This window comes from Paenibacillus thiaminolyticus (genome assembly GCF_007066085.1).
Classification (GTDB): domain Bacteria; phylum Bacillota; class Bacilli; order Paenibacillales; family Paenibacillaceae; genus Paenibacillus_B; species Paenibacillus_B thiaminolyticus.
Genome location: NZ_CP041405.1, coordinates 5,213,786 through 5,237,784, shown reverse-complemented (window position 1 = coordinate 5,237,784; position 23,999 = coordinate 5,213,786). Strand labels below are relative to the sequence as shown.

Sequence of the window (23,999 nt, the reverse complement as noted above, 5' to 3'; positions counted from 1 at the left end):
TTCACGGGAACCCCACGCAATACAAGAAGAAGCAGATCGCTTGTAGCACGTTAGCCCGCCATGGCGCCGCGCACCGTCAAGTGACTGCTTCTTTTCGCTTTATGTTCGTTCACGCAGCTGCCATACGCGAATGCTCATATGACATAGCACGCTGAACAGTCCGCAAATCAACACTGCATGCAGCATTCCCGCAAATAAATACAAATTCTCATCCGTTATCGCAAAAACAACGAGCGCCCCGCTTACAATCTGCCCTGCACACAGCGCAATCGACCATATCCCGCACAGCTGAATCTCACGGTTATCCTTATGATGATGGTAAGCGAAATGCGCCATTACCGCGACGACAATCAGCAGCAGCGCTGCAGCCACCCGGTGCATGAAAGCGATTGCGGTTCCTCCCGTCATGTCAGGGATCCACTCGCCATTGCAGAGCGGCCATCCCAGGCAGCCGCCGGATGACTCCGTATGCCGTACGAAGGCGCCGACGTATATGACGATATATGTATATAACCATGTGAACCAGACGGCGTAGCGGAACGTATCGCTGATTCTGCCCGCATGTTGAACGATGCCCCGTTCATACCTTCGCAGCGCCAGGCAGAGCAGGAAGGATGAGGCGAACGCCAGCAAAGAGATTCCGAAATGCAGCGCCATGACAGGCGGAGACTGAGTAAAGACGACGGCGAGCGCCCCCATAATCGCCTGAATGACCGTAAAAATAAGTGTCAGTAATGAATACATGACTGCGTCACGCTTGTCTCGCGCGAACCGATACACAAAAATAAATGATGCCAGTACGAGAATGCCCACAATCCCGGTTACGATACGGTGCGAGTATTCAATCATCGATTCGATGGTGTAGGCAGGCACGAATTTGCCATTGCACAACGGCCAATCGGTGCCGCAGCCTTGGCCGGAGCCCGTCTTCGTGACAAGGGCGCCGTTCAGCACGACGATGAACATGCCGATGCACGTGGCGTAAGCCAATAACTTCAATTTACGGTAGATGTTCGAATTCACCAGTTTCACCTGACCCGTTATTTTCATTTGAAATCAATCACGCTTCGACCTTTTTGAACACGTATTATTAAAATAATTCTTACCTACAAAGCATGCCAATCGTCCCCATTATACAAGATTTCCTAATCGAATGTACGGCAAAATTGTGACAAATATTACACATCACCATAAAACCGGATCGATGCGTTTCCTTGCGCACCTATAAAAAAATCCGCCCCATCCAAGGGCGGATCATGTGTTCTCTTCTGGCTTATACCGCTTCAGACACCGCAATGGCCCGATCTGCGAACTGTTCAATCTCCGGCCGCGTCTTGCGCAGCTTGTTGACGAAGCGAATCGTCTCCTTGCCGCTCTTGAAGGCAACGAAGCTAGGAATGCCGAGAATGTGGTACTGCTGGGCCACATCGACCAATGCTTCCGCATCCACCTCGAAAAATACGGCCTTCCCCTCATACTGCGCCTCCAGTTCCGGCATGAACGGATCAATAAAGTGACAATCCGGGCACCAGGACGTCTTGAATACGGCGATCGTCGTCAACGGCTGGGCAATGATTTCTTTAAAACGTTCCACTGTTTGTACTTTTTCCATCACGCATCACTCCCAACTAGGTTGTTATCAACATAAACCAATGTGAAATGAAAAGTCAAACTGCAAATAGGTTCACAGGCGCGTCATTTTGGACATACTAGTAAAAAAATAAACGGAAAACAAGGGATTTCCGGGAAAGGAGAGCGCAAATACGATGGAATCCTCGTCCCCTACCCGCTGGCGGTACGCCTGGCGATTGCTTCGGCATGCCGTTGACAGCGCCTGCGCTGTCATGCGCAATCTATGGACTAGCATGCGCAGGCAGATGAGAAGCATACGCAACCTGCGCGCAATGGAGTGGAACCGGGCCGCAGCCAGACGAACGGAAGAGCGTCTGTACCGGATTATCGCGGAGCGGAGCCGCCCGCATGCCGAAGAGGCCCGAGCCCATGAGCGTCAAAGTCTGACATCCGAAGAGCTGAAGCTTCTCGCTCATATTCGCCATCTGGCAGCGGCTGCGAACCGGAACAATGTTACCCGGGCCGCAGCCTACCTTCGCCTCTATAATCAGCACCCGGAGCTGCACTGGGCGCTGCTGGCCCATACCGTCTCCCGCAACGGAGGCTGGAATATGACGGATCTGCAGGGGGAATGGCTGCCGCGCATCATGAGTCCGGCACAGCGCCTCTGGTCGTTCCGCTTGCTGGAACGCAGCAATGCCCTTATTTTTCACGACGCCTTCCCGCAGCTCCTATTATATGACGCCAGCCGCCGCAAAGGGCGCAGCCTGTTCCATCTGCTTCCGCATCTGGGCGTATCGGCATTCATGGTTCCATTTTGGGACAGCTTCTGGGTTCAGCCGGACAGCCCTCTGCTGACGACCGCACTCATCATCAATGAACAGAACGTCATCGAAGGAAGCGTCGTCCAGAATGAACAGTTCCGCGAGCAGGTCATCACGAAGTGGGACTTCCGCCTGCACGGCTGGATGCAGATGAACCAGGTCGTTATCCCGCTCGGAGTGCCGGCAGTGCAGGAGCCGGCCGTTCCGCTCGTCGGGCTGACACTGGAGAATTTCTCCGATCTGGACGAGCGGATCGCGTTCGGACGCAAATTGTACGCTCTGTTATTCCATGTCCCTGACATCTACGAAGGGGCGTTAAGCTTCATGCGCGCCGTCCCGCACACCGGATCGCGCGCCGACTATTGGCCGCATGCCTTCACCACCCAAGCGTCGGCGCAGGATCATGCGAACCTGCCGGCGGATCATCGGGCCTACAGCCCGCGGCTGGCCGATGCATGGCCGGACGAGCCGCTGCCGCCCGTCGAGGCCAGCGATTGGTTCGTGGACGAGCGGATGCTGAAGCATCTGCAGCCGACGCGCCCTCCTCTCCAGGCGGACATGACCTTGCCGCATGATCGGCTATGGAAGGAAACGGCTTCCCTCGCCGGCTTCATTCATCCCGGCCGGACGCAGCATTCCTGAATTCGGCCGCGAACGCTTTCAACTTAAAAAAGGATCTTGCGCCGCCCTTCACGAGGCTGGCCAAGATCCTTTTCTTGCTCGAGCCGCTATGCAGGGCTTCGTTCCCTTGTCAGATCGACAGCCCTCCGTTCACTTCAATGACGGCTCCGTTAATATAGTCCGCGGCGCCGGACGCAAGGAACAGATAGACCTGCGCGACATCTTCCGGTTGTCCGAGCCGGCGCAAAGGCACCTTGTTCCGCATGCCGTCGACAATATTCTCCGGCATCTTCGCCACCATGTCCGTCGCGATAAAGCCGGGCGCGACCGCGTTCACGCTGATGCCTTTGTAGCCAAGCTCGCGCGCCCATGTCTTCGTCATGCCGATGACGCCCGCCTTGGCAGCCGCATAGTTGGTCTGCCCGATATTGCCCTGCACGCCGACGATGGAGGCCGTGTTAATAATCTTGCCCCGTCCTTGAGCCGCCATATGGGGCGCAGCATGCCGAGTGCAATAGAATACGCCGGTCAGATTCACATCGATGACATCGCGCCACTGTTCCGGCGACATTTTCAGCAGCATCGCGTCGCGGGTGATCCCGGCGTTATTAATCAGCACCTCGATGGCGCCGAAGCGCTCCAGCGTCTTCTCCATAAGCTGCTGCACGCTGGCCGGATCCGCGACATTGCATGCAGCGAAGAGCGCACGCTCCCCTGCGGACGGTCCAAGATCATTCAGGAGCCGCATCCCCGCTTCTTCATTGTAATCAGCGATGACGACATTCGCTCCCGCATCCATGAACAGCCGCACGGCCGCTTCGCCAATCCCATTGGCTCCGCCTGTAATGATTACCGTCTTGCCCTCAACCTTCATGTTCCCCCTCCTGTCTGATTCCTTGCCTCTCCCTACGGCGGTCTCTCAGACGGTTCCGTCAAGCGGTCCGGCAGATCGCCCTGCCCGCATGTCCCGCATGTTCCGCATGTCCCGCCTCTCCTGCCTGGTCCGCCCCCCCCGATCATACTTCGGGCTGCATGACGATGTCCGCCGCGAGGAACGCCTCCACCGCTTGCAGCAGCTGCGCCGGATCGTCGACCAGCGGGGAGTGCCCGCAGTCCTTCAGCGGGATGAACCGGGCGATCTCTCCCAGATCGGCGAGCGTCTCTGCCGCCATCGCCTCGCTGATGACCATGTCCCGATCTCCGCGCAGTACCAGCGTGGGGGCTGCAATGCGCCGCACCGCGCCGCTGCCCGCGGCCGCCTCATGATCGAACATGCTGACATTGAACGTATTTAACGCATGATATATGTCCATCAGATTGCGTTGGGTCAGCATATCATCGAGATATGCTTCATAATGGGCTTCCTCCGGCCGGTTCTTGTCATAGATGACCGCTTCATACAGCCGCTTCAAAAACACGCGGTCGCCCCGTGCGATCGCTGCCGCGATCAAGCGATTGCGCTCCAGCGCCTCGATGCCCGCATAGCTCACGATCCGTCTGCCCCTATCCGGCAGGCCGCTGCCGCCATCTTCATGGAACGGATATCCGCGGGTCGATACCGATGCCAATAAAATCAGCTTCGTCACCGTCTCGGGCCAATCCGCCGCCAGTTCCATCGCCACGCCGCCGCCCGTCGACCAGCCCATGACCGCCAATCGGTCCAGCTCCAGCTCCCGGGAGAACAGCTTCACGTCATCGGCCAAGTCGCGCAAGGCGCGGATCGGTTCATGATACGTCGAGATGCCGAAGCCCCGCAAATCGATTGCGTACAGCTTATAGCGGGGGTCCAGCCGCTCCAACGCCACATCCCAATGGTAAGAAGAATTCATATTGCCGTGAATGAGCAGCAGGACCTCCTCCCCGCCATCCCGTTCACGGTAACCGAGCGTCTCCCCATTGGGCAGCAGGACTGATTTCAATGTGACCCTTGCCTTCATACGGAATCCCCCCATTTCAATGTGAGCGCCCCCCAAGCATAGCCGATGCCCGCCGCAGCCAGCACCACTACGCTACCCGGGCGAATCAGGCCTTGCTTCACGCCCAACTCGATGCATATCATCGGATCGAATTGACCGATATGCCCGAATTCATCCAGATACACCGACTGGCGGGCCGGAATGCCCAGCGCCCGGAGCACCGCCTCATGGGCGGATCGCTTCATATGGAGCAGACCGATAAAATCGATCTCATCCGGACGCCAGCCGCTGCTGCGAACGGAGCGTTCCACCACCTCGGCGAACCGGGCCATCGACACCGCGTCCAGCCGGCTCTTCATCCTGCCGGGATCAGGCACCCGGAACCGCGGCTCCCCCTGCGCGATCAGCTCCGCCGTCAACGGCCGCTTAGTCCCGCCCGCCGCGATAATGACATCCTCGGCGAAGGAGCCGTCCGTTATCACAGTTGTGTCCAGCACTTCCGGATAAGCGGCGCTAGCTCCCCGGCGCAATATCATCGCCCCTCCGCCGGCGCCGAGATTGGCCATGAAGCGGGTATCGGGGTCGGACAAATCAATGAGATCTCCGTTGCGGTATCCGCCCGCCAGCAGCACGGTCGAGATGCGCGCATCTCCCTGCATCATCGCCTTCGCCGTCTTCACGGCCATCAACGTCGTGCAGCAGCGGGAGGACAAATCGAAGCCCCAGGCATTGACGGCGCCCAGATCGTCCTGCAGCTTCAGGGCGGCCGTCCATACCGGATATTCTTTATACTCCTCGCCAATATAGATGACAAGATCAAGCTCGCCCGGATCGATCGCCGCCCGGGCCAGCGCTTGCCGTGCCGCCCGCACCCCCATCTCGCAAGGGTGGTCCTCCGGCCCGGGAACCGGTTTGTGCTTGATGCCGAGCTTCGTCTCGACGATCTCCTGCGGTATGCCGGACGCCTGCGCGATATCCGCGCTCGTCATTCGGCCTTCCGGGATGTAGATCCCCGTGGCCAGCAAGCGGATCGCGTCCGCCGCATCATGTCCGTTACCGATCATATGGCATGTTCCCCCGTTTCATTCGCTGCTGCATGAACAGCACCGCCTCCTCCCAGGAAGCGACCGTCTGTTCTTCTTGTCCCTGCACATAAGTGACGCGTATGCGCCATGCGCCGCCGGAAGCATCATCGAACCGCGTCTGGCAGCGGATGACGAAGGAGCCGACCGCCGTTCCGCCATTCGTCCGCTCAGGCTGACCATAGCCTTCCCTGCCGCTGTGCTCCATCATCCGGCTTCCTCCTTCCGCACAGGCCTGGGAGCCCCCTTCCGGTCATGCCCGGGACGGCCCCCTCTGCGCCTCCCTATCCAGGTGCGCAGCGTGCCGACGATGCCGGATGGGAACAGCAGCACGACCAAGATGTACAATAAGCCGAAGAAAATGATCCAGCGCTCGAATATCGGGTGGAACTTGGCCAATTCCGATAGTCCGTGATGCGCCCATTCAATCAGGGAAGCCCCGATGATGGCCCCATACAATGTCCCTACCCCGCCGATAATCGTCATTAACAAAGCGTTCAGCGTCATGTCCATCCCGAAGACTGTCGTATTGACGAACCGCAATGTCAGCACATACAGCGACCCGCTCAGACTGGCCGCCATACCGGCGACCACGGTTGCCATCACCTTGTAATGAACGATTTCGTAACCGAGCGACTCGGCTCGCTGCTCATTTTCGCGAATGGCCTGCAGCACCCGGCCGACCGGGGATTGCGTAAATCGGCGCAGCAGCAGGAACATGGCCGCCATCACGGCCAGCGCAGTGAAGTACAGGACGGTCCGGTCCTTCATTGCGGCCGGGATCGGGAAGGTGAAGCCGTCATTGCCGTTCGTCAGCGACCGCCATTTCTCCGCCAGCACCAGCAGCAGGCCCGAGAAGGCAAGCGTCAGCATTGCGTAAAAGTGGCTTTTCAACCGCAGCGAGAGCATTCCTACGATATAACTGAGCAGCGCGGACAGCACCATGCCGGCCAGGACGGACATGAAGAGCGTCCCGACGGAAGGACCGAGCCGCTCCAGCATGATCCCGCTCGCATAGGCCCCGACACCGAAAAACATACAATGGCCGAACGATACAATTCCCGTGTACCCGAGCAGGATATCGTAGCTCATGGCAAAAATGGCGAATATGCAAATCTGCGTCATGACGATGAGAAAGCTGCGTGAATCATTGACCACGGGAAGCAGTGCCAGAGCCGTGACCATCACCAGGAACCCGGCCGTTCCGATCCGGTTCATTCTCATCCCGCTCCCCCCTTCGCCCCGAACAAGCCGGAAGGCTTGATGAGCAGCACGATGACCATCAGCAGCATATTGGCGGCAAGCGACAGCTCCGGCACGTAATAAGCCATGAAGGCGCCTGAGAGACCGACGAGCACCGCCGCCAATGCGGAGCCCGGAATGCTTCCCATGCCGCCGATGACGACGACGATGAAGGCGAGGATAGCGAATTGCATGCCCATCTCGGCGAAAATCACCCCGGAATACGGCGCGAGGAGCGCGCCCCCAAGGGCCGCAAGGCCGGCTCCCGCCATAAATACGAGCGTAAACACGCGGCGGATCGGGATGCCCAGCGCCTGCACCATCTCGGGATTCATCACCCCGGCGCGCACGATAATGCCGATTGTCGTCCGCTTCAGCACGAACAGCAGTCCGGCAAAGACGATCGCCCCGACACCAATAATGAACAAGCGGTATTTAATGAAAATGATGCCGCCAAGCTCCCAACTGCCGTTCAGCAGCGGCGGAACGCCGGCCTTGAGCGGATTCGGGCCGAACGCAACCTTCAGCAGCTCGCTCAAGACGAGCATCGCGCCCAGCGTGACGAGTATCTGCTGGATTGGATTGCCGTACACGGGCCGGATGACGAGCCGCTCCATGACCAAGCCGATCAGCATGCCCATGAAGACGGCCCCGATGACGGCCGCGGCGAACGAGCCCGTCGCGGCATATACCCATACTCCGCCGTACGCTCCCCAGGCGAACAGTCCGCCATGCGCGAAGTTCAGCACGCCCATCAGACCGAATATAAGCGTAAGCCCCGACGCCAACAGGAAGATCAGCATTCCCGTCGCCAGCCCGTTCACAAGCAAATTGATAATGCCATTCAATGTTCCTATCCCCCCGTTCCGCGGGCCGGCTATGCGATGCCCAAATATTTGCGCCTTGTCGCTTCGTCCTGCCGCAATTCGGCCATTGTTCCTGCGGCGACGATGCGCCCTTCATCCATCAGGACGTACCGGTCGCCGATACGGCTGGCCATCATGAAGTTCTGCTCCACCAACAGCACGGTCGTCTTCGCCTTCATCTGCTCAATGGCCTGCATCAGCTTCTCCACCATAATCGGAGCCAGTCCCTTGCTCGGCTCATCGATAAGCAACAGCCGATTATCATTTACATAAGCCCTCGAGATGGCCAGCATCTGCTTCTGCCCCCCGCTGAGGAGCCCCGATTTGCGGCCCCAGAAGGCGCGCAAATCCGGGAACAGCTCCAGCGCCCATTCGAGCCGCGCCTTCGTCTCGGCGTCATTGCGCCTCATCGCGATGCGCATCGTCTCCCCTACGGTCAGCTCGGGGAAAATCCCCTGATCCTCCGGAACATATCCGATGCCCTGGCGCGCTATCCGGTGTGTGGGCAACGCTTCGATTCGCTCGCCTTGAAAGCGTATCTCGCCCCTGGAGACCGGATTCAGGCCCATAATCGAGCGGAGGGCGGTCGTCTTGCCCGCGCCGTTCCTTCCGAGCACAACCGTAATCTCCCCTGCCTTCACCTCGAAGGTCACGCCTTGTAAAATATGAAATTGCCCGATATGCGTCTCAATTCCCTGCACTTGCAGCAGCGTCATCATACAGCCCTCCCAAATAAGCGGCCTGCACCGTCTCGTTGCTCATAATCTCCTCCGGGCGCCCGTCCGCCAGGAGCCGGCCGCCGAACAGCACGGCGATCGTGTCGGACAGATCGAGCACCATGTCCATCTTGTGCTCAATCAGCACGATCGTGCGCTTGCCTTCCTCCTTCATCTTGCGGATAACCTCCAGGATGGCAGGGACTTCTTCAATCGAGATTCCGGCCGTCGGCTCGTCTAGCAGCAGCAATTCCGGCTGCAGCGCCAGCAGCATCGCCAGCTCCAGCTTGCGCTTCTCCCCGTGCGCGAGATAGGAGGCCATCGCCCCGGACCGGTTGCCGAGCAGCACCATGTCAAGCCAATGCTGCGCCTCCTCCTCGAAGCGGCGGAACGCTCTCGGCGATGCATGCCAGTTCAGGCGGACCCCCTGCCGCGACTGAACGGCGAGCCGCACATTTTCCAGCACGGTCAGATTCGGGAATACGTTCGTCAACTGGAACGATCGCCCCATTCCCAAGCGGGTGCGCCGGAACGGAGGCAGCGCCGTGATATCCTGATCGTTGAAGCGGATCGTCCCGGCCGTCGGGCGCAGCTGTCCGCTGAGCAGATTGAACAGCGTCGTCTTGCCCGCGCCATTCGGCCCGATAATGGACTTGAAGCGATGGCGCTCTATTTTCAGGCTCACATCCCGGACGGCCGCATGGCCTCCGAAGGCAATCGTCAGCCCGTCCGTTGCCAATACAATATCATCGGCACGAGCGGATCCCGTCCCGTTCATCCCCTCACCTCCCCGGCTGCCGTTTGTTGCGTATCGGCGGAGCCGTCTCCTCCGGCGACAGCTCGCGAATCAGCACCGGCTCCGGATAATCGAGCCCGTCCCGTTTTTTCAATGTAACCGCATATATGGTTTGCAAGGCCTGATGATCTTCGGCCCGGAACGTCATGGTGCCCTTGGGCGACTCGAAGCTCATTCCTTCCATCGCGGCAATCAATTTGTCCGTATCCGCCTCGCCTCCGGTTTTCTTCAGCGCTTCGACAATCGCGATCGCGGCCGACATTCCTCCCGGCGTGAACAGATCCGGCAAATCGCTATTGAACCGCTTCTGATGCTCTTCCACCAGCCATTGATTGACCTCATTGTCCGGGAGCGTGTAATAGTACACCGAGAATCCTTCCATTCCCTCCAGCTCGTGCATCGTCTTGAGGGCGGCGATATCCGGCGCGCCGGTCGATATTTTAATGCCCTGCTCCCGTACCTTCATATCCTGCAGCTGCTTCCAGGGCGTGTTCGCCCCCGCCCAGACGATGAACAAATAATCCGGCTTGGCGCTCACGATCTTCTGAATGTTCGCCGTGAAATCGGTCGCCGCGGCATCGGCATACTGCTCCTCCACGATGACCGCCCTCAGCTTCTCCGCCGCCTCTATGAACGCGGCGATGCCGTCCCGGCCGAACGCGCCATCGGGAGCGAATGTGGCGATCTTGACGCCCGGCTTCGCTATCGCCGCCGCGCCGGCCACCGCATCCTGCGAAGAGTTGCGCGCTGTGCGGAACACATACCGGTTCCATAGCTCCCCAGTGATGCTGTCGGCAACCGCCGGCTCGACGACCATCACCTTCTCATACTCTTCTGCCAGGGGAAGCACGGCAAGCGTGTCGCCCGAGCTGGAGGAGCCGACGAGGAAATCGACTTTATCGGTTTCGAGCAGCTTGGTCGCTTTCTTGACAGCCACATCGGGCTTCGTCTCCGTATCTTCAATGATGAACTCAATGCTGCGGCCGGCCACGGTTCTCGTTCCCCCGGTCGCATAATCAATGCCCAGCTCGAATCCACGCGTGCTCTGCTTGCCATACGATTCGAGCGCCCCCGTCATCGAAGCGAGCACGCCAATCCGAATAGGCGGTTGTCCGGCTCCTTCCACGCCTTCGGCCGGCCCCTCCTTGCCCTTGTCCTCAACGGAACCGCCGCCGTTAGCCGTCTGGCCGGAAGCGCCGCCATTGCCAGGCCCCGCGCCGCCGCTTGCGCAAGCGGAGACGGCGAGAAGGATGAATGCAAGCAGAGCGAACACGAACATGCGCGGCATGCGCCGAAATGGAGCATGATGCTTGAACACGACAAAACCCCCTTACGATTCAATTCCCGTTCATCATAAGAGGGTTAGGTTGCAAATCAGTTGCACTAGAATCCGGTCATCATTCGGTTACGGACGCCATCAGGTCCCGAATGCTCGGCATCGGCTCAATGCCAAGCTCATCCTGCAGGGCTGCTGCACACTTGCGGTACCATTTGAGCGCCTGGTTCCGGTTGTTCATCCGGAGGTGGCAGGCGATCAAGATGCGGTAGGCCTCTTCCCAGCAGCGATCCTTCGCCGCCATCTCCTCCGCCCAGTGGACCGCCTTGTCGTAAGCCTCTGCCGCGATATAATGGCGGGACAGCCGTTCCGCTCCGCGCATGAACAACACCTGCAGCCGCTCCCTTTCTTCGATGCACCAATCCTCATAACGCCGATCCGGCATATAATCCCCCTGATACAAGCGAAGCCCCTCCTCCAGCCGGGACACAGCCTCTGCCGTATCATCCGCTTCGAGCCCGCGTGCCATTGACTGCTCGAAGCGATCCGCGTCCAGCACCCAGCCCGCACCCGGATTGAGCTGATAGGCCTGCCCCCGCCGCAGGATGAAATAGGGTACGGATCGGGCGCGGCGATGAGGCTCCAGAGCGGTATTCAGGGCGTTGAGCGCAACCTTGAAGTCACGATTCGCCGCTTTCTCTTCCGCCTCGGGGAACAGCTGGCAGAGCAGTTCTTCCTTCGAGACCGGGCGATGGCGGCGGGTCACAAGCAATTGGAACAGCTCCTTCGCTTTGCCGCGCTGCCAGTCCTTCTCCTCTAGCCCCACATCGCCGAGGCGAACACGGAACTCGCCCAGCGTATCGATATAGAGGGTATAACCGGGATGATAAGTCAATCGGTCCATGCCAAGCTCCGAGAGCAGCGAAGCGGCATAAGCGCGGCACAGATCGAGCCGGACCGCTTCGATGAGCAGCGGGATGAGCTGCTGCGTGTCGCTTGGGCCGAACAACGTGCGCCGCGTGAACAGAAAGGCGTATCCTTCCTGCTCGGCCAACGTCAAAAAGCGTTCCATCGAGACCGCGAACCAACTGTCCCGCTCCAGCCGATAGGCGATGAGCGCCTGCCACATTTCCGCCGTAGCGCACCCGAACTGATCTCCGCAGGCGACGAAGCGCTCTCCGCACTCGCGAAGCACTTGCTCCGCTTCCGCGCAGCGGTCGTCATAGAACAGCGCTATGCCCATGCTTAATCGGATAAGGGCCGTCAGCCAGCCATCGTTGGCGCTCTGGGTTCCGTCCCAGGCGGTCTGCCCGTACCGAAGCGCCGTCTCCGCCGAGCGCGCCCGGCCGTACAGCAGGCACAGCCCCATATACGGCTCCGCGCTTCCCCGCTTGACCTCCAGCCGCTCCATGATGGCCAATGCCTCATGGTAGCAATCCGCGGCCACTCCCGCATCATAGGTGCCCATCAGCTGTGCGGCATGCCCCATTCGCATCCAGCCGCATGCTTCCACGAACGGGGCCTTCAAGCGGATGCCATGCATCATGCCGTCCTCCGCCGCCCGCTTGGCCGGAGCCGGCTCGCCGCGCATGCTGTCGATCATCGACAGCAGCAGGTCGATCTCCCGATGCGATCGCGACAATGTCTTCGGATGATAGCTGAGGCCGTTATAAGGCATTCCTTCCCCTCGCTCCAACTGCTCGGCCCGCAACAGCTTCGCCCTCGCTTCGCGCAGCCGTCCCGTCCGCAGGCACAGCCTCGCTTCCAAAATCCAATCGCGGCTGCCCCGATCGACATGTATCGCGCGATCATACCAGATCTGCGCCTCCATCCCTCTGCCCGCGTTCAGCATATTTTCGGCCATCATCGCGTACAGCCGCGCCAGCGTCTGCCGCCCTCCCGCATGTCCGTGCCATGCCGAGCGATACGCGGCCAACCCGGCTTGAGCTTGCGGGTCGGCCCGATTCCCAGTTGGCCCGGACAGCCCCTGTTCCGCCGACAAGCCAGCTTCCGCCTCTTCCGCTAACGGCGGGTAATATCCGAACAGCGCCTCCGCCAGCGCTATGGCCCGCTCAAGCAAGGGCTCCGCCAATCCTGGGCGAATCGTATCCAAATATAAGAGCGACTGCCCTTCAAGCGCCAGCATCTGCACCATGCGGTTGCCAACGCTTCCGGCCCCGTACTCGGCCATCCGATACTGCTCGCCAGAAGCTTCATATTGACATTGGTAGCGGAAAATATCGCCCTGCAGTACAAGCAGGTAAGGATGCCGGTGCTTAATGCGCTCCGGAAGCCCCGTAAGCGCGGCGCAGACGAGCTCCAGACGTCCATTCCGGATTAGCTCGCCGCCTCCGTCCTGCAGCAAGAGCGCCATCTCCTCCGTATCCTGCAGGGCGGCCGCTTGCGTTATCGCCAGGTCATATCGCTTGCGGGCGGCAAATACATGCACCGCCTGCCTCAACAAAGACTCGCGCCGCTCCGGCTGCCGTCCGAGCTGTTCCGTCAGGAATTCGCGGAACAACGTATGATAGCGGAATTGCCGTTCATCGACCGCCGACAGCATACCCGTGCCGCATAGCTGTAACAGCAAGGCATGAGATCCGTGCCTTGCGCATACCGCATCGCACCATTCCCCGGTCAGCTCGTCGAAAATGCTCGTCTCCAGCATGAAGGTACGCATGGACGGCGGCTGCTTCTGGAACAGCTCCAATGCCAAATATTGAAACAGATCCTCCATCGTTTCCCGGGGCGCGTCAAGCGCTTCGGCAATCGTTCCGTTCGACGCAAGTAAGCGCTGCCAAATAAGCTGAACCGCAATGACCCACCCTTCCGTCTGCTCGTGCACCCGCCGGACTTCGCTTGATGTCAACGGGTGATCATAGTAATCGCTGAACAGAACGTCAATTTCTTCTTCATTAAAAGCAAGGTCTTCTCTGGCGAGTTCAAGCAAATGGCCGTGAATGCGCATCGAAGCCAGGCTGTCCCATTGGGGCCGCGAACGGGAGGAGATGACGATTCGCAGCTTGTCGCAATCGGGCAGATAGACAAGCACATACTGCATCCACTGTTCAATGCTGTCCGTCGCTTCCACGAGGTGATAGTCGTCGATGATGAGCAGCGTCTGCTGCGGAAGCGCAGTCAATTCATTCAAAAACAAATCCGCCAACGCATAAATGTCCTCGCTGCCCCTCCGGCTTCCGCCTTTCAAGTCGCCAAGCATCGTCTCTCCGAATCCGGGTACCGCCTGCCTGAGCGTATAGACGATATGAGATACAAAAGGAATGAAGTCATTGTCTTGGGGAGATACGCCGTACCATGCATACGTCAAATCAGAGGATCGAAGAAATGCGGAGAGCGCTGTCGTCTTGCCGAAGCCCGGGCCCGATGTCAACACCGTAAGGGGAAAGTCCGGGATGCGGGACAGCCGCTTCGCGATTCGTGGACGGTGAAGCAGCTGCTTTTTCAAGGGAGGCGGCATCAGCTTCATTTTAAGCACGCGTCCTTCCTTCATGACGAACCTCTCTTTCCCATATTCTCCTGTATATTGTAGCATAATTGATTCGATAGCTAATCTCGTTTTTCGCAAAAAAAGCGGCCGACTTGCGTCAACCGCCGAACCATTCCTTCATTCGCTTCTTATCCAATTTGCCTACGGCCGTTGTCGGCAGCTCCCGCACGAGCAGGAACCGCTTCGGCACCTTGTATTTGCCGATGCGCGCCGAGCAAAAGGCAGCAAGGCCGGCCTGCGTCACCGAAGCGCTCCCGTCAACCGCGACCACCGCAGCCACGACCTCCCCCCATTTCTCGTCCGCCAGCCCGACGACCGCCGCCTCCTTGACGCCCGGGCAGCTCTCCAGCGTATGCTCCACCTCCAGCGGATATACGTTCTCCCCGCCGGTAATGATCATGTCTTTTTTGCGCCCGACGATATAATAATAGCCGTCCTTGTCCTGCGAAGCCAGGTCCCCCGTCACGAACCAGCCTTCCTGCAAGGCTTCGGAAGTCGCCTCCGGGTTATTCCAATAATGCGAGAACAGATGCCCGCCCCGGAGCGCGAGTTCTCCGACCTGATTCGGCCCCACACTTCCAGTGCCTCCTGGCAGCGGTATAAGCTTCGCCTCGCTGAACATCATCGGAAGGCCCACGGAGCCGGGCTTGTGCGCCGCAATCGCCGGATCAATGACGAAGTTGTTCGGCCCCGATTCGGTCGCTCCGTACCCTTCCTTGAACGGAAGCCCTTTCGCTTGGAAGGCTTGATATACCGATAGCGGGCATGGCGCTCCTCCCGACAGGAACGCCCGCATCGCCGGGAATTCCGCCTGTGCGAACGCGCCGGAATGGACCAGCATATGGTACATCGTCGGCACCATGAGCGCGATAGTGCATCGCTCTTCGTTCAACAGGCGGACCATGTCCTCGCACTGAAACGCTCGCACCACGACGACCGTTCCCCCGGCCATCAGCACCGGCATCGTGAGCGCATTCAGTCCGCCCGTATGGAACATCGGCAATACCGTCGGCGTCACGTCGTCAGCCGTCAATTGCCAGCTGACAACGGTGTTGACCGCATTCCAATACACGGATCCATGCGTCAGCACCACCCCCTTCGGCTTCCCGGTCGTGCCGCCGGTATAGATCATCATCCAGGCATCGCCATACGCCGGATGATGCCGCTTCACCGCCGCGCCTTCCATGCTGGACTCCAATGCCGCGACAGACAGCTGCGCGCTGTCCGCAAGCGGTAGCCCCGCAACCAGCCGCGCCATCTCCGGATCGTCGCCGTCATACACCATCAGCTTCGGTTCGCAGTCCAGCATAATCCCGTGAAGCTCCGCCACGGACAGCCGCCAATTCAGCGGCACCGCAATCGCCCCGATCATGCCGCAGCCGAGCACCGCCTCCAGCATCTCCGTCTGATTGTGCAGCAGGACGGCCACCCGATCGCCATGACCGATACCCGACGACTGCAAGGCCGCAGCCAGCCGCTCCGCGCGGCGATGCAGAGTCCGGTAAGTCAGGCGGATCCCTCTATGCCAATCTACCGTGGCAATCCGATCCGGAGTATGCCGGCACCGGTTCTCGAACCATCGAAGCGCGCTGTCATGCATCGCCTGATCCCTCCGTTCCGGCTCAGCTCCGTTCGACAACAACAGCGACACCATGACCGCCTCCTACGCATAGAGCTGCCGCACCATATCGAATGTGCCTGCGCTCCATCTCATGAATCAAGGTGACCAGCACACGCGCGCCGCTCGCGCCGATCGGATGGCCGAGCGCAATGGCCCCGCCATTCACATTTACCCGTTCGGGATCAAGCTCCAGCTCGCTCATCACGGCCAGCGCCTGCGCGGCGAACGCCTCATTGATCTCGAACAGGCCGATGTCCTGCAGCCGCAAGCCTGCCCGGCCGATAGCCTGCCTCAGGGCAGGAACCGGGCCAAGCCCCATCCACTCCGGCTCAAGCCCGACGGCGGCATATCCGCGAATGGCTGCGACCGGGACGATGCCATGCGTATCGGCTGCCTTCCGGCCGCACAATACGACGGCCGCCGCGCCGTCGTTGATGCCGGACGAATTGCCTGCCGTCACCGTGCCTTGCGTGATGAACGCCGGACTCAGCCTGACGAGCGCCTCCATTGTCAGCCCTGAGCGGGGGTGCTCATCCGCCGCGATCAGGCGCGCACTACCCTTGCGGTCCGCAACGGATACCGCGACGGTCTCCTCTTGGAACCGTCCATCCTGCATCGCCGCTTGCGCCCGCTGCTGGCTCTGCAGCGCGAAGGCATCCTGCTGCTCGCGCGCCAGTCCATAGCGCTCGGCAAGACGTTCCGCCGTCCATCCCATCGGCTGACCGGTAATCGCGCACGTGAGCCCGTCATGCAGCACCGAGTCAACAAGCTCCCCATGCCCGAACCGGTAGCCCTGACGCGCCTTCTTCAGCATGTAAGGAGACTGCGACATATTTTCCATGCCGCCAGCCACGATTACGTCTGCATCTCCCGAACGGATACATTGGGCCCCCAACATTACCGCCTGCAGGCCCGATCCGCATACGAGATTTACGCTCGTCGCCGGAACCCGATCCGGAATTCCCGCTTGCAACGATGCCTGCCTCGCTCCATTCATTCCAATACCGCCTTGCAGCACCTGCCCCATATACACATGGTCTACCCGCTCACTGGCTACTCCCGCACGTTGGCAAGCCTCCTTCATGACAACGGCCCCCAGTTCTGTGGCCGGCGTATCCTGGAAGCCGCCCTGCAACCCTCCAATCGGAGTACGCACCGCACTCGCAATGAACACCTCGTTCAAGTCGTCCACCTCTTGTTCAGTCTAGAGTCGCCTCCAGTTAACAGGAAAAGGGTTGCAAATCGGTTGCATCGGTCGTTGGCTGTATCCTTTCTAGGCGAACTTCAATTATGGCGGCAACAAAAAGAGCGCCGGCCGCTTTCGGCTCGAACGCTCTCATACTAACGCTCTGTCTATATTCAGGATTTGAAGCGTGCGGACAACTGCTGCAAATCATCGGCAATGCTCGCCAAGTGATTCGCATACGACGCCATCTCCTGCATCGCCGCATTTTGCTGCTCACTTGCTGCCGCTACGGTCTCCATTTCCACTAAGGTCACATTGGTCATCTCGCTTGCGGCATCGAACGACTCAATCATCTCGCCATTGGAAGACGCAAGCTGGGCGCCCAAATCAGCCACATGGCTTAATTGAATATTCATTTCATCGATTGCTTGGAACATATCCGAGAATCTGTCCGTCACCGTCTGCGTCAACGCTTGTCCCTCGGCTACCGTCTCGACTCCGTCCTGCATGGTGGCCCATACCGAGTCGGAGCGCTCTCTCATTTGCTGCACGACGCCCGTAATCTTGCCGGCCGCTTCCTTCGTCTCCTCCGCCAGCTTGCGGACCTCGCCCGCGACGACGGCGAAGCCGCGCCCGTGTTCGCCAGCCCGCGCCGCTTCAATCGACGCATTAAGCGCAAGCAGCTCCGTCTGGGCAGCTACCTCTTGAATAAAGATAACGATGCGGTGAATATCATGCGATTGCTGATTCAACTGTTCGGTCTCCGCCTTGGCCTGTTCCGTGTTCCGCGTGATGGCTTCCATCTGCTTCCGCACATTTTCGAGCGCCTTTTCCCCATTCACGGCCCATTCGCTCATCTCATGCGCCGCATGGGAAGAATTTCCGACCAGCTCGACGACGCGCTTAAGATGTGCCGCAGACTGATGCGCTTGGGACGTTGCGGTATTCAAGCGCTCATTCAGTTGGGCCGACTGCGCCGACACTTGCTGGTAAGATGCCGATACTTCTTGCAAGGAGCTGAGATTCTCCTCGGAATTCGCGGACAGCTCTTCGGCCGAAGCCGCCACCGATTCGGATACTTCGCGGATTTGCATCATAATCTCGGATAATGCCTGCGACATGGCATTGAAGTTTTTCTCCAGACGGCCGATTTCATCTGTCCGTTCGCTTGTTGGAATGCGAACCGAGAAATCGCCGGTGGCGATCCGCTCCGTCACTTGCTGAATCCGAACAACAGGGCGGATGATATTATTGACAAATCTCCATAGAAAAAGTCCAATAAGCCCGATAAGCACGACGAGGAACACGGAAGCGATAACGACGATCTGATTCGCTTGCTGATTGATCTCGCCAACGCTAAGTACCGAGACGATATTGATGCCGAACTTGTTCCGCTTGTCGAAGCTGATGAACTCGTTCCGGCCGTCCGCGCTGGACAGGAACTCGCCATATTCGTCCGTCAGCAGCTCACTATACTGCTCCTTATCCACTTGAGTCCCTGGCTCATATTCCGGGTGGAACAAGATATGATTGTCTTTGTCAATGAGGCTGATATATCCGCTGTTTCCAACTTTGAATTGGCTTACCGATTGCTTGATATTATCAATCGAGACATCGATTCCGGCGACACCGGCTCCGTTAGGCAGCGAATGCGAGAACGTCAAAATCAGTTTTCCCGTAATGATATCCTGATAAGGCTTCGAGACGATGACCTCGCTCGGACGCTGCAAAGCCAACTGATACCATTCGCGTTGAGCGGCATCATCAATGCTCAGCTTGCTGCCGTTGCTGTCGAGATACTTGTCTCCCAGCACCACATAGGCATTTAAAATCGTGTTGACGTCTCCCGCCAGATCCGTCACCCGGTGCTTGATTCGCTCGATATCCTGCGGGTATTCGCTAATCCCGTTGACCAAGCTGCCTATCATATGAGCGTTCGTCTCGTACGATTGATTCAGCAGCCGCGAGATCGAATTCGTCGCTTCATTGACCTGGTCATACATCATATTCTTCGTGTTGTTCGATGCCGTAATAGTCAACACGACAATAAGAATAATCGTTGGAACGATGATAAAGCAGGTGAGCAGCAGAATCATCTTTTTTTGCATGGAATGCCGAATCGACCGCGCCCAATTTTTACCGTATTTCACTGTAAAATCTCCTCTTTGTCCGTTTTAAATTCAACACTGTACGTATATCGGACATTTTCGCTATACTTTTTTATACTTTTCAGAAAAAAAATCAAAAGGTAATTAAAGGTAGCCAAACGAAATTATACTCCCTTTGGTATCTTTGGTGCACTCTCCCATTCGTTCAGGTTCATGCGCCTCGCATCCTTAGAAGCACTCTCCCTTCTGCTCAGATCCAGCCTCCTGGCATCCTTACAGACACTCTCTCTTCTGCTCAGGTCCAGCCTCCCAGCACCACTCTCCCTCTGCTCAGGTCCAGCCTCCCAGCACCCTGACAGACACTATCCCATCTACTCAGATCCCGCATCCCTATAGACACTCTCCCCTCTAGTCAGGAAGGAAATTGATGTGAGTAATGGGGAGGCTGCACACAAGAGTCTGGGTACAATTTCGCGTATCTGAACTAAGGGGATAATACATTTAAGAGACCGCGTACACTAGTTCACGGTATTCCTGACTTAGGGGGATAAGACGCATAAGAGACCGCACACACTAGTTTACGGCGTTCCTGACCCTTGGGGATAATACGAATAAGAGAACGCAGACACTAGTGCACGCCATCCCTGACTCATGGGGATAATACATTTAAGAGACCGCGCACATACTAGTTCACAGCATCCCTGACTCATGGGGATAATACGCATAAGAGACTGCACATACTAGTTCACGCCATCCCTGACTCATGGGGATAATACGCATAAGAGACCACACACACAAGTTTACGGCGTTCCTGACCCTTGGGGATAATACGCATAAGAGAACGCAGACACTAGTTCACGCCATCCTTGACTCATGGGGATAATACGCATAAGAGGCCACGCACAATAGTTCACGGCGCTTCTGACCATAGGGGACATCGCATCCCGGTGAGGCCGTCTATTACAATAAAAAATGGCCCAGCCCCTCTTTTTCCAAAGGGACTAGGCCATTATCAAGGCTTTGCAGGTTACGTTCTCAAAAGCACGAATGTGGGGCTACCGTCTAACGCCGCGCCCGCCCACGTGCCGCTCCGCCCTGCAGGCGCATTAATGGGCGCAGCGCCTTCTGAACTAAGCGCGGGTAGCTTCCCAGTTCATCCTGGCGCACGACGCGGAACGCGACGAGGCCCACGACGAACAACGCTACAACAACCAACGCCACGATTCCGGCGGTGAGCATATAGACAAGCTTGGCCGGCAGGATGACGACCAGTTGCTCTCCCAATTTCTCGACGCCGAAGCCGATGCCGCCGGCCAGCACGCTTGTCAACAGGAAGCCTATCCAGCGGTTGCCAAGAACATCGAACGGGACGACCTTCTTCATGACCCGCAGGTTCAGCCATGTGATAATGAGGAAGCTGATCATCGTCCCTGCGATAATGCCGTAAATGCCGAAGTAATTTGCGAGCAGGAAGCTCGACAGCAGCTTGATCAGAATGCCGAGCGTTACGCTAATCATGGCGATATACGGCTTGCCCAACCCGATAAGAATCGAGCTGGACGTCATCATCGTTATTTGGAATATCGTTCCGATCGTCAGCATCGCAATAATTTCCGATCCGTCCAGCGAGCTGAACAGGAAGCCGTTGACCGAAAATGCGCCGACGGAGAGAGCCAGCACAATCGGCATGCCGCTCAGGACGGAAATCCGCATCGCGAGCGAGGTCTGCCGCTTCAGATGATTCATGTCCTTCTTCGCATAGGCCGCAGAGATAATCGGGATCAGCGAGGTGCTGAGGGCAATCGCCAAAATCGGAGGAATCCCGGCAATCGACTGTGCCCGCTGTCCAAGAATCGCGTACAGATGAGCCGCCTGGGCTTGTCCCACATCCGGGGACAAGAGTGGAATCGTAATCGACGTATCAATGAAGTTCACGGCTGGCACAGCCAGTGATGATAGGACAATCGGCACCGACATGGCGAATATCGACTTGAAAATATCGCTTAAAGGCACCTTCTTGGCCCCGGATCGACGGGCACGGATCCCGGCCTCCCGATCCGCCTCCCTCAGCTTGCGCAAATAATGAATCATCACGGCGAACGCCCCGATGCTTCCCAACACGCCTCCGAACGAAGCGGCGGCAGCCGTCCATTCCTGCGACGCTCCCGACTGCATGAGAATGAAGGCCAACCCAATCGCCGTGATGACCCGTAAAATCTGCTCCACAATCTGGGACATCCCGCTCGCCTGCATCATATTGCGGCCCTGTGTATATCCCCGCATCATGGCGATGACCGGGAACAGGAGCAAGGCAGGCGCGAGCGCCCGGATCGCCAGCGCGGCTTCCGGAAGCTGAATCATATTGGCATATATTGGCGCGAACAGGAACAGCAATATCGTCACGATCAGGCCCGAGCCGAGACCGAACAGCAGCGCTGCATAATAGACGCGCTCCGCTTCTCGCACCCGGTTCAGCGCATAGCGCTCTGATACCATTTTGCTCAACGTGCTGGGGATGCCTGCCGTCGCGACCGCCAGAATCAGCAAATAGACCGTCTGCGAGGCGGCGAAGGAGGCATTGCCCACCGATCCGAGCATATGCTCAAGCGGCACGCGCTGAACCAGGCCGAGAACGCGCGCCACCAGCGTTGCGGCGGCAATGATGATCGTTCCTTTTATAAATGATTCCTTTGCCAAACGTTTCCCTTCTTTCTTATGCCGTCTTCACCGGGTGCTGCTATGCACCGTTTCAATTAGAACATGAGCACCCATGTGAAGAACAGGACGATCATCACGATCTGAAGAACAATTTTTACGGCTATGCTGGAGAACAGCCCGACGACCGCTCCCCAGGACGATTTCATCGCCTTTTCCACATCCGCTCCCGTAAAAATCTCGCCTAGAAAAGCGCCGAGGAACGGTCCAAGGACAAGACCGAACGCCGGAATGAGAAAAGGGCCGATAATAATGCCGATCGTGCTGCCGATTACCGAGGCTTTCGAACCGCCATAGCGCTTGACACCCCATGCATTGACGACATAATCAGCGACGAAGAGCATGACCACAATCAGTGTCTGTATCGACCAGAACCAGAACCCGAAGGACTCGAATCCAAAAAACAGCCCGTACACGAAGAATGCGGCATAAATGGCGAGCGCGCCCGGCAAAATAGGGTAAATCGCGCCGGCCATCCCGACCGCGAATAATACGAGTACACATAACCAGCCTAAGAAGGTCATAACAGGGCCCTCCTCGTTCAGACTTACTTCAGGACATACTCCCAAATCGCTTGGGCTACCCCGTCCTCATTATTGGAGCGCACGACGGCATCCGCCGCCCGCTTCACATCATCCTGGGCATTCCCCATGGCAATCCCGAGTCCGGACGCCTGGATGGCGGCCAGATCATTCAGGCTGTCGCCGATGGAGACGGCCTCGGACATCGTGCAGCCGATCAGATCGCATACGATCTGCAGACCGGATGCTTTATGAATTCCGGATGGATTGATTTCGATATTGTCTGGAGAGGAATTCGACAGCTCGAGACCTCCCATGACGCGCAGCTCCTTCCAAAGCGAGCCGAGTACATCCTTGTCCTCATTGAAATAACCGAACTTCAGCCAGTCCTCGCTGTCGATGTCGGCATTCCAATTTTCCCGGTTATAGAGCCGCTTCGTCGAATAGGCCCAGAACCAAGTGTCATGCGACTCCGACAAGGCCACCATACGCTTCACCGCTTCGCGATCCAACAGATGGCGGATATAAATCTGGTGCGGCTTCTTCCATACTTCGCTGCCGTTAACAGTCACCATTGGGGAATCCAGCCCCAATTCCTCCGCGTATGGCACCGCATTAGGGAACGCGCGCCCTGTGGACAGGATGACCGTGATGCCCGCTTCGCGCGCGTCCCGAATCGCCTCTGCCGTCTTCTTGCTGATGCGATGATCGTCAGTCAGCAGCGTGCCGTCCATATCAAGAGCTAACAATCGATATTTAGTCATGTTCGTATTCACTCCTCAAAAAAACACGCCAAAACACATAACGACATTGTACCATAACACAGCATCAGCAACAAAGACTTCCTGCCTGGATCTTCAGCGTGCAGCCGTCTTTCGCTATCATGGAAGCTGCACTTACGGGCTTCCCTGCTCTATAGTCTCCCCCTGCCGAGGCCTCCTATCGTCCTTCGGCATCGCTGCCAGATGCCTTCGCAACCGGAACCAACGCGGCCGTGACTGCACTCGGACTGTATAAATAAGCTTCGAATCCGGTGCAGGCGGACAATCCGATGACGACGCTCAGGAACAGGACGGTCATAATGAACCGTTTTAACGCTGAATTCCATTTCGACTGCTTTGGCTTCATCGCTGCCAACACTCCTTTATTCGCACATATGCAAGCTGATGTTCCTTCCGGACTCGCCCATTTTTAACGAGACCAACTCTATTGGATAGGGGCAACTTTTAGGTTGCAAAAAAGCAAGGGCGTTGAGATATCGTATGCGGACCACCCCTGGCAGGTGACTCACATGACGGTTATCCCGCACGCCCGGTCTTGCTGGTTTGACGGCCGCAAAAAAACACCTGCCGTAACACGGTCTCCCAATCCGATAAGCCGCAAGATGACCATCCTTTTCCCAGCGGAACGTTCGCTTGGGGCTCGCCCT

The 23,999-nt window shown here is 58.0% G+C and carries 20 protein-coding genes; 1 reads left to right on the top strand and 19 read right to left on the bottom strand.

The window, feature by feature from the left end; translation table 11 throughout:
* Positions 1-99: 99 nt before the first annotated feature.
* Positions 100-1,050, bottom strand: coding sequence for a COX15/CtaA family protein (locus FLT43_RS23270; RefSeq protein ID WP_087440835.1), 951 nt, complete (start codon positions 1,048-1,050; stop codon positions 100-102).
* Between the two features lie 223 nt (positions 1,051-1,273).
* Entirely contained in the window at positions 1,274-1,612 is a 339-nt protein-coding gene (locus FLT43_RS23265; protein WP_087440836.1) for a thioredoxin family protein, read from the bottom strand.
* 154 nt (positions 1,613-1,766) lie between these two features.
* Here FLT43_RS23265 and FLT43_RS23260 point away from each other — a divergent pair, with 154 nt between their 5' ends.
* Positions 1,767-3,038 carry a DUF2515 family protein gene (locus FLT43_RS23260; RefSeq protein WP_087440837.1) on the top strand — a complete coding sequence of 424 codons (1,272 nt, stop codon included), beginning with the start codon at positions 1,767-1,769 and terminating at the stop codon, positions 3,036-3,038.
* Between the two features lie 109 nt (positions 3,039-3,147).
* Here FLT43_RS23260 and fabG read toward each other — a convergent pair whose 3' ends face one another.
* From fabG to FLT43_RS23175, 17 genes are all read right to left on the bottom strand, one after another.
* Positions 3,148-3,891 carry a 3-oxoacyl-ACP reductase FabG gene (gene fabG, locus FLT43_RS23255; RefSeq protein WP_087440838.1) on the bottom strand — a complete coding sequence of 248 codons (744 nt, stop codon included), beginning with the start codon at positions 3,889-3,891 and terminating at the stop codon, positions 3,148-3,150.
* A 142-nt stretch (positions 3,892-4,033) separates the two neighbouring features.
* On the bottom strand, positions 4,034-4,954 hold the full coding sequence (gene phaZ / locus FLT43_RS23250; RefSeq protein ID WP_087440839.1) for an intracellular short-chain-length polyhydroxyalkanoate depolymerase: 921 nt from the start codon (positions 4,952-4,954) through the stop codon (positions 4,034-4,036).
* Positions 4,951-5,997, bottom strand: a complete 1,047-nt coding sequence (locus FLT43_RS23245; protein WP_087440840.1) for a 3-oxoacyl-ACP synthase — start codon at positions 5,995-5,997, stop codon at positions 4,951-4,953. Before FLT43_RS23245 ends, phaZ begins: the two co-directional genes overlap by 4 nt.
* Positions 5,987-6,226 carry a hypothetical protein gene (locus tag FLT43_RS23240; RefSeq protein WP_244194047.1) on the bottom strand — a complete coding sequence of 80 codons (240 nt, stop codon included), beginning with the start codon at positions 6,224-6,226 and terminating at the stop codon, positions 5,987-5,989. The genes FLT43_RS23245 and FLT43_RS23240 overlap by 11 nt, the downstream gene beginning before the upstream one ends.
* Positions 6,223-7,239 (bottom strand): branched-chain amino acid ABC transporter permease, encoded by a 1,017-nt coding sequence (locus FLT43_RS23235; RefSeq protein ID WP_087440841.1) that lies wholly within the window; start codon positions 7,237-7,239, stop codon positions 6,223-6,225. The genes FLT43_RS23240 and FLT43_RS23235 overlap by 4 nt, the downstream gene beginning before the upstream one ends.
* A complete protein-coding gene (locus FLT43_RS23230; RefSeq protein WP_087440842.1) occupies positions 7,236-8,105 on the bottom strand; it encodes a branched-chain amino acid ABC transporter permease in 870 nt (289 codons plus the stop codon). Before FLT43_RS23230 ends, FLT43_RS23235 begins: the two co-directional genes overlap by 4 nt.
* Before the next feature lie 29 nt (positions 8,106-8,134).
* Positions 8,135-8,839 carry an ABC transporter ATP-binding protein gene (locus tag FLT43_RS23225; protein ID WP_087440843.1) on the bottom strand — a complete coding sequence of 235 codons (705 nt, stop codon included), beginning with the start codon at positions 8,837-8,839 and terminating at the stop codon, positions 8,135-8,137.
* On the bottom strand, positions 8,811-9,617 hold the full coding sequence (locus FLT43_RS23220) for an ABC transporter ATP-binding protein (protein WP_087440844.1): 807 nt from the start codon (positions 9,615-9,617) through the stop codon (positions 8,811-8,813). The genes FLT43_RS23225 and FLT43_RS23220 overlap by 29 nt, the downstream gene beginning before the upstream one ends.
* Before the next feature lie 4 nt (positions 9,618-9,621).
* Positions 9,622-10,923, bottom strand: coding sequence for a substrate-binding domain-containing protein (locus FLT43_RS23215; RefSeq protein ID WP_164776172.1), 1,302 nt, complete (start codon positions 10,921-10,923; stop codon positions 9,622-9,624).
* Positions 10,924-11,032: 109 nt separating this feature from the next.
* Positions 11,033-14,422: an AfsR/SARP family transcriptional regulator gene (locus FLT43_RS23210; protein WP_087440846.1), complete on the bottom strand. Its 3,390-nt coding sequence runs from the start codon at positions 14,420-14,422 to the stop codon at positions 11,033-11,035.
* Positions 14,423-14,516: 94 nt separating this feature from the next.
* Positions 14,517-16,073 carry a class I adenylate-forming enzyme family protein gene (locus FLT43_RS23205; protein WP_087440847.1) on the bottom strand — a complete coding sequence of 519 codons (1,557 nt, stop codon included), beginning with the start codon at positions 16,071-16,073 and terminating at the stop codon, positions 14,517-14,519.
* Positions 16,042-17,223 carry an acetyl-CoA C-acetyltransferase gene (locus FLT43_RS23200; protein ID WP_087440848.1) on the bottom strand — a complete coding sequence of 394 codons (1,182 nt, stop codon included), beginning with the start codon at positions 17,221-17,223 and terminating at the stop codon, positions 16,042-16,044. The genes FLT43_RS23205 and FLT43_RS23200 overlap by 32 nt, the downstream gene beginning before the upstream one ends.
* 176 nt (positions 17,224-17,399) lie before the next feature.
* Positions 17,400-19,376, bottom strand: a complete 1,977-nt coding sequence (locus FLT43_RS23195; RefSeq protein WP_087440849.1) for a methyl-accepting chemotaxis protein — start codon at positions 19,374-19,376, stop codon at positions 17,400-17,402.
* A 1,020-nt stretch (positions 19,377-20,396) separates the two neighbouring features.
* On the bottom strand, positions 20,397-22,031 hold the full coding sequence (locus FLT43_RS23190) for a putative polysaccharide biosynthesis protein (protein WP_087440850.1): 1,635 nt from the start codon (positions 22,029-22,031) through the stop codon (positions 20,397-20,399).
* Between the two features lie 56 nt (positions 22,032-22,087).
* Complete coding sequence (locus FLT43_RS23185; protein ID WP_087440851.1) at positions 22,088-22,573, bottom strand: DUF456 domain-containing protein; 486 nt, start codon at positions 22,571-22,573, stop codon at positions 22,088-22,090.
* A 23-nt stretch (positions 22,574-22,596) separates the two neighbouring features.
* Complete coding sequence (locus FLT43_RS23180; RefSeq protein ID WP_087440852.1) at positions 22,597-23,334, bottom strand: Cof-type HAD-IIB family hydrolase; 738 nt, start codon at positions 23,332-23,334, stop codon at positions 22,597-22,599.
* Between the two features lie 175 nt (positions 23,335-23,509).
* Entirely contained in the window at positions 23,510-23,698 is a 189-nt protein-coding gene (locus FLT43_RS23175; protein WP_087440853.1) for a hypothetical protein, read from the bottom strand.
* Positions 23,699-23,999 lie beyond the last annotated feature (301 nt).

Bases quoted from the DNA above. Each gene is read 5' to 3' on its own strand.
- FLT43_RS23270 (WP_087440835.1), bottom strand. From the start codon at position 1,050: ATGAAAATAACGGGTCAGGTGAAACTGGTGAATTCGAACATCTACCGT.
- FLT43_RS23265 (WP_087440836.1), bottom strand. From the start codon at position 1,612: ATGGAAAAAGTACAAACAGTGGAACGTTTTAAAGAAATCATTGCCCAG.
- FLT43_RS23260 (WP_087440837.1), top strand. From the start codon at position 1,767: ATGGAATCCTCGTCCCCTACCCGCTGGCGGTACGCCTGGCGATTGCTT.
- fabG (WP_087440838.1), bottom strand. From the start codon at position 3,891: ATGAAGGTTGAGGGCAAGACGGTAATCATTACAGGCGGAGCCAATGGG.
- phaZ (WP_087440839.1), bottom strand. From the start codon at position 4,954: ATGAAGGCAAGGGTCACATTGAAATCAGTCCTGCTGCCCAATGGGGAG.
- FLT43_RS23245 (WP_087440840.1), bottom strand. From the start codon at position 5,997: ATGATCGGTAACGGACATGATGCGGCGGACGCGATCCGCTTGCTGGCC.
- FLT43_RS23240 (WP_244194047.1), bottom strand. From the start codon at position 6,226: ATGATGGAGCACAGCGGCAGGGAAGGCTATGGTCAGCCTGAGCGGACG.
- FLT43_RS23235 (WP_087440841.1), bottom strand. From the start codon at position 7,239: ATGAGAATGAACCGGATCGGAACGGCCGGGTTCCTGGTGATGGTCACG.
- FLT43_RS23225 (WP_087440843.1), bottom strand. From the start codon at position 8,839: ATGACGCTGCTGCAAGTGCAGGGAATTGAGACGCATATCGGGCAATTT.
- FLT43_RS23220 (WP_087440844.1), bottom strand. From the start codon at position 9,617: ATGAACGGGACGGGATCCGCTCGTGCCGATGATATTGTATTGGCAACG.
- FLT43_RS23215 (WP_164776172.1), bottom strand. From the start codon at position 10,923: ATGCCGCGCATGTTCGTGTTCGCTCTGCTTGCATTCATCCTTCTCGCC.
- FLT43_RS23210 (WP_087440846.1), bottom strand. From the start codon at position 14,422: ATGAAGGAAGGACGCGTGCTTAAAATGAAGCTGATGCCGCCTCCCTTG.
- FLT43_RS23205 (WP_087440847.1), bottom strand. From the start codon at position 16,073: ATGGTGTCGCTGTTGTTGTCGAACGGAGCTGAGCCGGAACGGAGGGAT.
- FLT43_RS23185 (WP_087440851.1), bottom strand. From the start codon at position 22,573: ATGACCTTCTTAGGCTGGTTATGTGTACTCGTATTATTCGCGGTCGGG.
- FLT43_RS23180 (WP_087440852.1), bottom strand. From the start codon at position 23,334: ATGACTAAATATCGATTGTTAGCTCTTGATATGGACGGCACGCTGCTG.
- FLT43_RS23175 (WP_087440853.1), bottom strand. From the start codon at position 23,698: ATGAAGCCAAAGCAGTCGAAATGGAATTCAGCGTTAAAACGGTTCATT.